Source organism: Microbacterium umsixpiens (assembly GCF_053543675.1).
In genome coordinates this window covers 4,061-15,512 of record NZ_JBLVOH010000130.1, presented here as the reverse complement: position 1 = coordinate 15,512, position 11,452 = coordinate 4,061, and the positions used below count along the sequence as shown (strand labels likewise).

Sequence of the window (11,452 nt, the reverse complement as noted above, 5' to 3'; positions counted from 1 at the left end):
CCCCCCGCGGCGCAACCCGCAACATGATGAATGACATCCGGGGCGCACGTCGACTTATAGCCGAGGTCGCAAGCTTCGCTCCCACGGTGATCTACGCCCGATGGCTCGCGCCGGTGCCGGGGCTTTACCGAGGGCTTAGTGCCGTGGCGCCGGTAGTCGTTGAGGTCCATGCTGACGATCTCGTCGAAGTCGCGCGATCCTCTTGGACGCGCCGAACATACCTCCGTCTTTTCCGCGCGCAGGAGCTTCGGCAGGCGAGTGGCGGGACTTTTGTCGTGTCTGAACTTGCTGATGATCGGAGTTTTCGTCTCATTCGAGGAGCGCGCGGTGTCTTCGGCAACGGGAGTTGGGTGCAGCGGCGCGCGCAGACCTCGTCCGGGCGGCCCCGAGTCGGTATCAGCACCGCGGCGATGAATGATTGGACCGGGCTCGATCGTTTCGCGGCGCTGGCGAGTGAACTCGGTGATCTCTCGGATTGGATAGTCGTTTGTCCTGCGAGTGAACGCCATACAATCGCCGCCGCGATGGGGGATGCGGTACAAGTCGTCGGCACGCGCGATCAGACGGAGTATCTCGACGAGGTGGCATCGTGGTCGGTCGCGATGGGTACTCTCGCTCTGGAGCGCAAGAGTTTGCGAACGGCCTCGCCCTTGAAAGTGCGAGACTATCTGGGGCTCGGAGTGCCGACCGTACTCCCCTACTGGGACGAAGGCATCGCCGACCTCGAGAATGATCTTCTGCTCAAGCTGGCGGGCCCGAATGATGCTCCGGTGGAGCACATCGATTCAGCCTTGATCAGGGACTTCATCGTCAGAGCTCATGGACGTGACCTTCCAGCTGAAGTGTCCTCGCATGCGTCCGGGGTGGAGATTGAACGTCGACGAGTCGATTTTCTCGGTCAGTTCCCGAACCTCTGACGGCTGGGCGCCGTATTCGGCACACCTTGAGGATCACCTTGCGTTTGATCGAGCGGAGTCCAACTGGTCGAGGACGCGCCTGATTGCGGCCCGAGCGGTGGGGTCGATCCGAGGTGCGATCTCGCCGAGGCCGAACAATGAGCAGAAGTCTCCTCCTTCGTAACCGCCTTCACGACATATCTCGGTTGTGGGCAGGTATCCGTATGTCTGCTCGATACAGCCCACGCACATTACAAAGTCGGAATCCACTGTCGACCTCGCCCAGTGGGCGTAAGCGGAAACTGGCTCTGCGCCTACGGCCAGGATCGTCAAATCCTCTCCGAATGCGAGGGCTTGGAACGGGACCGGTTGGGACTGCCCAGCGGTGAAGTTCGCACCCTTCTCTTGGGTGGCGCTCGTTGAGATCGTGTCCGCTCCTACTGGGCGCGCGCCCTGAAGAATCTCGATTACCCGGTCTCCCAGCGACGCACACCACCGCGTATAGACATCGGGCGACATTCGATCGAAGGACGTCCTTCTCCCCGCGTTGCGGATGCGTTCCACGATGGTGCTTTCCCGGACGGACGCGCTGGGCCGTGTGTCACCGGAAAATCCCTGGAAGTACAGGACGGGCAGTCCTGGGTTCCCGAACCACGCCCGTACTCTCTCACGTACCCGACCCGGGAATTGCGCTGAGTATTGCTCAGGCGACGGTTGAGCAACGGGGTGGCAGGCATAGTTCCACACGACTGCGACGGGGGAACCGCTCGCATCTGTGAGCGTGAACAGGGTGATGGTCTCGTCCCGGCTGCCGCCAGGATTCGGAATGGCGGCGATGTGAGAGAGCCGGGGACGTCGGCCGACGACGTAGCCTTGGCGACCGCGACGGTTGATGCTGTGATCAGCCACCCCTGAACCACAGTTCATCTGGGTGCGTGGAGCATCCTCGACCCGCGCCAGTAGATGATTCACAGCCCCTTCGAGTCGCTGCGTGATCGCAATCATATGGTCTTGGTCAGTCTCGCCCAGCGGAGGCTTCGTACCGTCTGTCATCGGAGCCGCATGGGTGTGGGTCGCTGCGATCAGGACGCGCTCGTGGGGAAGCGACTGGGCGCCGTTGCGGATTGCGGCGGTCAGCTGCTCGCCGGGGTAGAGAGTGTCGATGGAGACGAGGACGATCGGCTGTTGGTCCTCACCGCAGAGAACGAGCAGATTCGCTTCGAGGTCTCTCATGGAACCCTCTAGGTCTACGTCGGAGGCCCGGAATCCACAGCCTTGGTCGACGGCAGTTCCGGGGAAGATCGAGAGCGTCTGTGCCACTGCTTTCACGGCATCACGTCCGGCGCTTGCCTCTGGGCGCTACCGATCATTGCGCTGCCTTCCGGCGCCTGCGTGGAACATGTGCACGAAGGTCGGCGAGGTCGAAATCGATGTGCGCCGGGGGCCAGAGCATCGCCACGCTGCTTGAGAACACGTTCTCCTCGCGGATGTTCGCCGCAACGTGCAAGAGTTCACGCACCGGGAATACCATTGCCATGCCCAGTCGGGCAGCACGGGTGTCTTGAAGTTCGAAATCGAGCAGACGTGCAGCCGCACTCGCCACGATGGGGTGCCCACTTCGCGAGGCGAGAGCATACGAAGCCCACAGTTTTGGATTGATCTCCATCAGGATGAAATCTCCGTTCGCCGCCATCTTGAACTCGACCTGGGCTACTCCCGTCCATGAAAGATGGGACAACAGCGTGCTTGCCTGTCGCGCAAGCTCCGGAATGGATGCCGACACGACGCGCGTGCCGCTTCCGCCGCGTCGCGGAACCGATCTCTGTTCGATGTGCTCCATCGAAACGACGGGTTTTCCGTCGACGAAGTAGCCGCAATGCGCGTATGTGAACGGGTCGCCGTTGATGTACTCCTGGAAGATCACGTCTCCGCCGAGTGCTTCGGGGTCGAATCTACGCAGTTCTTCCGCCGAGCGAATCAGAGCGGTCGAGATACCGCCACGTTCGAAGCGTGCCTTTGCGAAGATCGGATAGTCCCCAGTGGGGAGAGCATCGGCGAGTGCGGCAGAGTCCGTGCCGTACTCCAACGGAGCTCGCACACCCACTTCATCGGCCGACTGATAAGTGAGCGTCTTGCTCGCCGCGCGTGAGAACGATTCAACGCTAGGTGCCAGCAGCTGGCTGAACGGCAGAAGTTCTGCGGCGCGGGCGATGACCGCTGAGTTGGAAGAGAATCCGATCGGGACTATCAGGTCAGGCTTGTGAACTGCGGCGACTCCGACAAGTGCTTCGCCGAAAGCCTCGGACGATGATGGAGGCGCGATCACCCGAAGGTCGGTATGCCGTGACAGGTATCCGGGCGAGAGCGGTGAAGAGGCTACTGAGATGATCTCCGCATCGAGGTGCTGCTTCAGCTCACGTTGAACGGCGAGTGTGTGGGTGAAATCTCCGTCCAGCACCATGATCTTGGGTGGCGTACGCATCAGCGGTACCGCGCAATCGCCCAGCGCCGCCATGAGACGACAGTCAGCGTCCGATCAAGGATGAACCCGAGGCGTTCATAGTTTTGAATCGATGATCTGTTGTCTGGTTCAATGTTGGCTTCAACTAGCGTTGCGGGGCCGCCGGAGACAATATTCAGGCGTGAAGAGATCAAGACTCGGTGCAGTCCTTGTCCTCGATGTTCAGGGTGTATCCAGTCAGCATGGAATAGCGTCCGCCCCGGCAAGAGTGGGTAGTATCCCTTCGTTCGAACGGTTCGAGCACTCTCGTTCGTCACGTGCCAGGCCATTCCTGTGATGTGGTTGTCTTGCCAAAGGAGGATTCCATGGTGGCCGCTCACCATGTACTCCCTCGCTCTGGAGGAATAACCTGGCCGGCAGTGCTCGATGTCCGGAAGAGAGCTTTCTGTCGCTTCTGTGATCGGGAACGCCGACACCTCACTGTCGTGCGGGTGGTCGAGAGACCACACACCATACGTGGTTGACGTCGGCAGGTGGATTTGCATGTCCGGTTTCAATCTAGTTGTTTCTGCGGGCTGAGCTCGTGAGCAGCAGCACGGCGACCAAAAGGGTTGCGAAATAGAATGCCGCCATTGTCCAGGAGTAGATCATGACGGTGTATTCGGCGGTGTTTCCGAGGTAAGCCGGTGTGAGAATCGCGACCGCTGCGACGATCAAGCGTACGGCGTTTATAACGATGCTCAGCCACTGTCGTTCCAAGATGAGAAAAATCTGTGTCACGGGCGACATCGCAAAGTTGGCCACCAACATTACGGCAAGGGCCTGGCTCATCTGGCCCGCTGACGACCATTCGTCACCAAAGATGACAGGGAAGAGCCATGGCGAAAGCGCGTAGATCGCGACGCCCGGAATGATGCCGATCAAGAAGGATTTCGCGCTGGTGGATAGGACCAGCCGGAGCAACTTCGTGGGGTTGTTTCTACTGATGGCGACGGCATCGGCGTAGAACACCTGGCCGATCGAACCGCCTATCAGCGTTAGCGGCGCGAGGGCGATCCGTGTCGCAAGAAAATACTGGCCGACGACCGCCGCTCCGAAGGTTGGCGCCATCAGCAGCACGGGAAGCTGGAAGGCGAGGGCATTCAACAACGCGGCGGGTGTCGCAAGCAGCGGAAAGTTCCGATAACGGGCGAACGTGGCGATCAGCTCGCGCCGGCGCGGTCGACGAAGGGACTTGCCTCGCATGGTTCTCGCGATCAGGGTGCTGATTCCGGCCGACTGTCCGATCATGGAGCCAGCGACCAAACCGATCGATCCGATCCCCGCCATGCCCGCCGCGATCTGCACACCCGCTGCTGTGGCAGCCTGGGTGATCTTGGTGGCGGCGATCGGCCGGAACTCACGCAGTCGTAACGCCCAGACGCTGAGAGCCTGATACAGCGAACTCAGGATAACGCCCAGCGGGAACAGCCAGAGGATCAAAGCGGGGACGTTCTGACCCTGCTGAAACAGCAGCTGCGGTGCGACCATCACGATGAGGCCGACGATCATCGACGTGAACAGCGACGCGAGAACGGCAAGGACGAGCACAGTGAATCCGGCTTGCTTTCCTCGCGGAAGCCCGATGGCCTGTTCCAGCCGCAGTGAGCCCACGGCGGTTGTCACGCCGAGGACGGCCGTGTAGACGGCCAGGATTCCGAAAGCCTCAGCATCGAACAAGCGTGTAAGCACGGGCGAGACGGCGATGGTGATGATCTGGCCCAAGGCCGTGCCGCCTGCGAGAAGCGAGACGGAACGGATGAACGTTCCAGGACGCAACCAACGCGGGACTCGGCTCATTTCGGCTGGGTCACTCCTCGGCGGTGATTGTGCGGACGTCCCCTGATCCTACTGGTGCGTCTTGATGCGCGCCGAAGCAGGGCGTGAGACCAGGCACGGCCTGCTAGTCTCCCCTTCGGCGCACTCCTGTTCGGGCGCCCGTACGCCTGCTGATTGAATGGAAGACATGCATCAGGAGGACCCCCGACCCCGCACGCGGCGCGAAGCGCGCTCTCTCGCGGAGCCCCCCACTGACGACCTTCTGCCGGCGGGCGATGACACCCCTCGTCCGCGTCGGCGCCGTCGTGTTTGGATCTGGCTCACAGTCAGCGTGCTGCTGGTCCTCATCGTCGCCGGTGCCGCTTTCGCGGCCGTGAAGCTGTATGACCGGGCGATGACCACGCGTGCGCATCTCGAAGCGGCGATGGGTGAAGTGCAGACCGTCCAGCAGTCGGTCCTCGCGCAGGACACGCCCGCTGCAACGGAGGCAGCAGGGCGCTTGGCGCAGGAGACGTCTGCCGCGCTGGAGCCCACGCAGGGCCGTTTGTGGGCGCTCGCCGAGTACGTGCCGTGGGTCGGGCCGAACCTTGCGGCTGTTCGTCAGGTAGCGGAAGTGACGGACGCGCTCGTCGCGGACGTCGTGACGCCGGCAACCCAGCTCAACCTGGCGGCGCTCGCGCCCAGCGGCGGACGCATCGATGTGGCAGCTCTCGGAGAGCTGTCCACTGTCGTCGACGGCGTGGCCACCGGCGTGGAGAAGGCATCCTCGACGATCGACAAGATCGATACGTCCGGTCTGATCGACCAAGTTTCGGCGGGAGTTGTCAAGCTCGAAGGCGCACTCGAGAAGCTGGACGAAACCCTCGCTCCAGTGCACGAGATCCTCGGCGTGCTTCCTGAAGCGCTCGGAGCGGGCGGAGCGCGGGACTACCTCGTTATGTTCCAGGGAAACTCCGAGGCGCGTAGTCTCGGCGGCAACGCAGCCGTGTTCATCGTCATCCACGTCGACAACGGGGCGATTTCCATCACCGAGCACGTGGACAGCTCTGACTTCAAGCAGCCCCTGGACGAACCCGTCGTCCCCCTCGACCCGGAAGCGGTCGCGATCTATGGAGACAAGATCGGCCGCTACACCCCGGACTTCACGATGGTTCCCGACTTCGCGACGGCGTCGGGAATTCTGCAGGGGTGGTGGGATCGGGATGTCCAGACGAACGTTGACGCGTACATCTCGATGGACCCTGTGGCTCTGTCGTATCTCCTCGCCGCGACGGGCCCGGTCGCGCTACCGACCGGCGACACTCTGACGGCCGAGAACGCCGTACCGCTTCTCTTGAACGAGGCGTATTTCCGATACGAAGATCCCCTGATGCAAAACGCGTTCTTCGGAGCAGCCGCCGATGCGGTGTTCACTGCGCTGACAAGCGGTACCGGGTCGCCGACCGGCCTGATCTCCGCGCTGGGGCGCGCCGCGGCGGAAGGGCGCATCCTCTACACAAGCGAGGACCCGGACGAGATGGCGTTGATCGCGTCATCGCGTATGAGCGGTCGGATGCCGACAGCCGCGGAGGGCAACCCGTTGCTCGGTGTTTTCGTGAACGACAACACCGGTTCGAAGAAGAGCTACTACCTCGACATGAGTATCGATGCTTGCGCGGCCGACGGGGAGGCGAGCGCATCGGTGACTCTGAAGTCGTCTCTCGACGAGGCGGAAGCTGCGCGTCTTCCTTACTACATCGCGGGCCCTTACTACCCGCTGGGTGACATCAGCAGTTATGTCGTCCTCTACGGGCCGGTCGGTTCGACGTTCGCGAGCGTCGAGATCGATGGGCAGGCAGCGACACCGCTCGCGGTCGGTCAGCACCTCGGGCGCCCTGCCGTCAAGGTCGAAGTGCTGAACCATTACGTGAGCGAGCATGTGATCGATGTTCGTTTCACTGATGTTTCCGCGGGGGGAGAGGACCTGGAGGTATGGCACACGCCGATGACGCGCGAGACGCCTGTCACTCTGACTTCTTGCGGCGGATAGCGAAGTGGCGAGCGTCGTGAGCGCCACCGATGCCGTGACCTCAAGCCTCGGCCTCGGGCACGCGACCACGCTCGCCCATGCGCTCTGTGGGGCGATCGGCGATCGTCACGACATCCGGGTGCTGTCGATCAAAGGCCCGTTTGCCGAGTACCACGGCCTCCGTCCTGCTCGGACGGCCGCCGACGCGGACGTCCTCGTGGAGCCTAGCGATTTCGATGACTTCTGCGTTGCCATCGAGGCTGCCGGGTGGAAGGAGCGTGTCGCGCGAGAGACACCGACTCTGATCGCGGCCCACTCCCGCACGTACATCCATGAGTCCTGGCCGTGCGACATCGATGTGCATCTGTGGTTTCCCGGCTTCTTCGCGGATCCATCCGTGGTCTTCGATGAGCTGTGGAAGCGTCGACGCGCGATCCCGATCGGCGAAGTCACCGTGCTGTTCCCCGGGCGTCCGGGTGCGGCAGCGATCGCTGCCATGCATGCGCTGCGGAACATGACCGTCGTCCGTCACCAGGCGGAATGGGCGTGGGTTCGAGATGCGCTTCGCGACGACTTCTCCGAAACGGATCGGCGCGACTTCCTCGATCTCGTGACGAAGGGTCGCGCGCAGTGGGTGCTCCGCGATCAGCTGCGCGACATCACAGGAGTGGAACCCGAGAACGATCTCACGGCAGAGGAGCAGCGCGCCTGGCAGGCGCACCGGGCCTTCGCTGCCGACGGTGGTGCCGCGAGTTGGTGGATCGCCCTGCGGCGGCAGCCGTTTTCGGAATGGCCGGCGTTCCTGTTACGCGCGGCCTGGGTGCCGCGGGCCGAGATTCCTCGAAACGATGCGTCGGTTCTCCCATCTCGAGGGCAGGCTTGGTCCTATCAGGTTGCTCGATGGGGACGCGGAATCACCGCGACGCTGCGATATGTACGCGGTGCAGGCCGTTGAGCGGGCAGGGAGCCGCGGGCGGCTCAGCGAGATCTGACGGGCTCACGGTCCGGATCGCCGACGTCACGGTAGGGATAACGCTGAGTGGGTGCACCACAGATCTCATCGACGCGGTGCATGCCGAATACGCCATGATGATGCCGAGCGTCCCGGTTTCCGCGGAGACCCAGGTCGTGGTCGCGGGTGACGCCGATGCTGAGAGCGGCATGGAACTCGTGCGGCGCGAGGTCGACGCAGCCGTCGCCAGGATCCATCGCCAACGCGGACTCATCGACTTCGGTGCAGACCTGCTCGTGGATCATCATGGCTCTGCCCTCATCGTCACCCTGGATGGAAGCGAGCAAGCGCACGCGGTGATGGCGGCCCTCAGCGCGCGTTACAAGAGGCTGCCGCCAGACAGCTGGGTTTCTGACCGCTCAGGCAACATCGTGCATCGGGCCGCGTCGACGACGATCGTGGGCGATGCGCTGGAGAGCGGTGCAGTGGGCGGATCAGCTCGTCTCATCGGCGCGCTCTTTCTGGGCGACGGGGAGAGCGTTGCCGGTGCCGAGCAAGAGGACGGTGTCCTTGCCCTAGCGCGCCACGCGATCGAACAGGGTTCGCCGAATGAACGCGCCCCCGTGCTCCGTGCGGTGCAGATGATCGCCGGGAGCACGAGCGGTATTCGACGAGTGGCCGTCGGCGATCTGTCCCGCGCTCTCCGCGAGGTGGCGGAACGGTTTGCCGAGGGACCCCGGACGATGCGGTTCGCGCCACCGTTTCCCGTGCACTCCGGCCCGGCATCGGTTCCGGCGAGCGACGGAAGCGCAGCGTGGTTCCGTGGGCCTGCCCACGACTACCTCCAGCGCCCCGGTGATGTGCTCGTCGTCCGCCGATCGGGCGACGGGCTGGCGCTGGAGGTGCTGCGGTCACACGCGCGCGCGCTCTGGAGGCATGCTGACGGCATCAGTCGGGAGCAGCTCCTGATTAGTGCGCGGGACCAGTCCACTCCGGCGAAGAGCGGAGACGCGCTGCTCGAGGTCGTGTTCGACGAACTCGTCAGCGAGGGTTTGCTCGTCGACGAGCCGAGTTGGGCCGTGCGGTCGAACGTCGCATACTCGACGAGCTCATCGCAGACGTTTGTACTCGGGACGGATGGGGGAGACCGTCAGCCGCTTGCCCTGGAAGGGCCGGCGATGACGATCTGGGAAGCCATGATCGAGCAGCCTCACATCTCAATCACCGAGATCACCGCGTGGTGTGCGGAGCGCTACGACGTCGACGCGGATGACATTCGGCCGGAGGTGCAGCGGCTGATGGAGGACTTGCACGAGCGCGACCTGATCGGCTGGGTCTGACAACTGGCCTCCGCGCACCCTCGTCTACGGCCCGCCCCACCGCCCGATCGGCCACAGAATCGGCCCGGCCTTGCCGAACACGTCGTCGCGCGTCATCCAGCGCCAGCAGTCCTCATCCGAATCCGCCGTCCCGCGGCAGAGATACGCGGAGTCGGCCGAGTTCGCCCGATTGTCGCCGAGCACGAGATAGGAATCCTCCGGAACGGTGACCGGCGCGAAGCAGCGGGTCGACATCGGCTCGCTGTCGCAGTCGAGCGACCCGGCGACGAAGGGGAGATCCTTGACGACGTAGGGCTCATCGAGCGGCTCGCCGTCGACCAGCACCCTGCCCTGGGCGTCGCAGCACTCCACGGTCTGCCCGGGTCCGGCGATGACCCGCTTCACCAGCACGTAGGGCCGGATGCCGGTGGTCTCGCCGACCCAGTGGAACGCCTGCGAGAACCAGTTCCCGCCGGCCGCCGGCTTCTCGCCCCAGGCCTCATCGGGACGGAACACGACGATGTCGCCCGGCGCGGGGTCTGCGGCGACGTAGGCGAGGCGGTTGACGATGAGACGGTCGCCCGGCTCGAGCGTCGGCGACATGGATCCGGACGACGGCTGGCCGATGAAGGCGACGATGATCCCGGTCAATGCGAGGGCGAGCGCGATGTTGACCCAGATGTTCCCGAGGAGTCGCCGACGCGGCTTCGGTGCATCTGTCGTCATCATCTGCTCTCCGGCTCGCGCGCTGCGGTGTCGACACAATACTGTCAGTGAATGGCCCAGTATTCCGGTGACACCGGTCCCCGCCTGCTCGAGTCCGCATCGGCATCGCAGGCGCAGCGCCTGCTCATCCCCGACGTCCTCCGTGGCGTGGCGATCGTGGCGATGGTGATCGCGCACGCGAACCCGTTCCTGCCCGAACTGCCCTGGGCCGCGAAGTTCGTAACGGCGATGTTCAGCGACCTGGCGTCGCCGCTGTTCGCCCTGGTGATGGGCATGTCGGCAGAGCTCGTCTGGCGCCGGGGCGGACGCGTCGGCGTGACACTTCTGCAGCAGGTGATCCGTGGACTGTTCCTGATCGCGCTGGGCGTCTGGATGGCGACCTGGGGCTCGTGGGTCGATGTGATCCTGGCGTATCTCGGCGTGACCATCATCCTCGGAGCGCCGCTCCTCCTCGCGCGCACGCCCGTGGTGATCGGAGTGACGGCGGTCCTCCTGCTCATCAGCCAGCCTCTGGTGGCGGTCGCCCGGACTTGGATCTGGGTGTACACGGCCCCCGCCCCGGTCGGCGACATCATGCAGTGGCTCCTCCTCGGATCGCACTACCGCGTGCTCAACCTCCTGCCGATGTTCCTCATCGGCGCGCTCCTCATCCGGCACGGTCTGCAGCGCGACCGACTGCTCACGGGGCTGGCCATCGCCGCACCGCTCGCCTACCTGGCGTGGGGTGTCGGTCAGCGGCTCGGCGACGTGCAGTCCGGCGACTACCTCGACACCCTGAAGGACTTCGCCCTCGTGTTCGCGGTCTACGTGATCGTGGTCTTCGCCGCGACCGCTCGACGCGACGGCGCCAAGCGCTTCTGGAGCCCGATCTTCGTGCCCCTGGTCGCATGCGGACAGGTCGCGCTGAGTCTCTACCTGCTGCACGTGGGGCTCATCGCGCTGTGGAACAATGCGAACGGCCGCCCCACCGAGAATTTCTGGCCCGGGTGGCTCGTGATCGTTCCCGGCATGATCCTCGTGGGGTGGCTGTGGTGGCGGTTCGTCGGCACGGGCCCCGTCGAATGGGTGATGGGCTGGCTGACCGGCCGGCGCAAGCCCCTGCTCCGCGCACGATGAAGGCGGCTTCGCGCCACTGACACCGCGTCAGGCGGGGGAGACCTCGACCGCCGCGCGGATGCTGTCGATCAGCACCCGCACTTCGTCGCTGCCGACCGCCAGCGGCCCGGCCTGCGTTCCGTCGGTGCCGATGAGTCCAGCCACGGGGGTCGCCGC

The 11,452-nt window shown here is 64.1% G+C and carries 10 protein-coding genes; 5 read left to right on the top strand and 5 right to left on the bottom strand.

What is annotated here, in order from left to right; genetic code table 11:
* Nucleotides 1–917 (top strand): hypothetical protein (locus ACNPM4_RS13105; protein WP_448985962.1); only part of this gene is annotated, 917 nt, incomplete at its 5' end.
* Nucleotides 918–950: 33 nt separating this feature from the next.
* Here the strand turns inward: ACNPM4_RS13105 and ACNPM4_RS13100 are convergent.
* From ACNPM4_RS13100 to ACNPM4_RS13085, 4 genes are all read right to left on the bottom strand, one after another.
* A complete protein-coding gene (locus tag ACNPM4_RS13100; RefSeq protein WP_448985961.1) occupies nt 951–2,129 on the bottom strand; it encodes a hypothetical protein in 1,179 nt (392 codons plus the stop codon).
* A 133-nt stretch (nt 2,130–2,262) separates the two neighbouring features.
* On the bottom strand, nt 2,263–3,411 hold the full coding sequence (locus tag ACNPM4_RS13095) for an ATP-binding protein (RefSeq protein ID WP_448985960.1): 1,149 nt from the start codon (nt 3,409–3,411) through the stop codon (nt 2,263–2,265).
* Nucleotides 3,378–3,740 carry a GNAT family N-acetyltransferase gene (locus tag ACNPM4_RS13090; protein ID WP_448985969.1) on the bottom strand — a complete coding sequence of 121 codons (363 nt, stop codon included), beginning with the start codon at nt 3,738–3,740 and terminating at the stop codon, nt 3,378–3,380. Before ACNPM4_RS13090 ends, ACNPM4_RS13095 begins: the two co-directional genes overlap by 34 nt.
* Nucleotides 3,741–3,915: 175 nt before the next feature.
* Nucleotides 3,916–5,196 (bottom strand): oligosaccharide flippase family protein, encoded by a 1,281-nt coding sequence (locus ACNPM4_RS13085; RefSeq protein ID WP_448985959.1) that lies wholly within the window; start codon nt 5,194–5,196, stop codon nt 3,916–3,918.
* A gap of 523 nt (nt 5,197–5,719) precedes the next feature.
* Here ACNPM4_RS13085 and ACNPM4_RS13080 point away from each other — a divergent pair.
* From ACNPM4_RS13080 to ACNPM4_RS13070, 3 genes are all read left to right on the top strand, one after another.
* A complete protein-coding gene (locus ACNPM4_RS13080; RefSeq protein ID WP_448985958.1) occupies nt 5,720–7,204 on the top strand; it encodes a DUF4012 domain-containing protein in 1,485 nt (494 codons plus the stop codon).
* Between the two features lie 16 nt (nt 7,205–7,220).
* Nucleotides 7,221–8,138 (top strand): nucleotidyltransferase family protein, encoded by a 918-nt coding sequence (locus ACNPM4_RS13075; protein ID WP_448985957.1) that lies wholly within the window; start codon nt 7,221–7,223, stop codon nt 8,136–8,138.
* A 113-nt stretch (nt 8,139–8,251) separates the two neighbouring features.
* Complete coding sequence (locus ACNPM4_RS13070; RefSeq protein WP_448985956.1) at nt 8,252–9,475, top strand: PqqD family protein; 1,224 nt, start codon at nt 8,252–8,254, stop codon at nt 9,473–9,475.
* 24 nt (nt 9,476–9,499) lie between these two features.
* Here the strand turns inward: ACNPM4_RS13070 and lepB are convergent, their stop codons facing one another.
* Nucleotides 9,500–10,183, bottom strand: a complete 684-nt coding sequence (gene lepB, locus ACNPM4_RS13065) for a signal peptidase I (RefSeq protein ID WP_448985955.1) — start codon at nt 10,181–10,183, stop codon at nt 9,500–9,502.
* A gap of 48 nt (nt 10,184–10,231) precedes the next feature.
* Here lepB and ACNPM4_RS13060 point away from each other — a divergent pair, with 48 nt between their 5' ends.
* Nucleotides 10,232–11,296, top strand: a complete 1,065-nt coding sequence (locus ACNPM4_RS13060; RefSeq protein ID WP_448985954.1) for an acyltransferase family protein — start codon at nt 10,232–10,234, stop codon at nt 11,294–11,296.
* Nucleotides 11,297–11,452 lie beyond the last annotated feature (156 nt).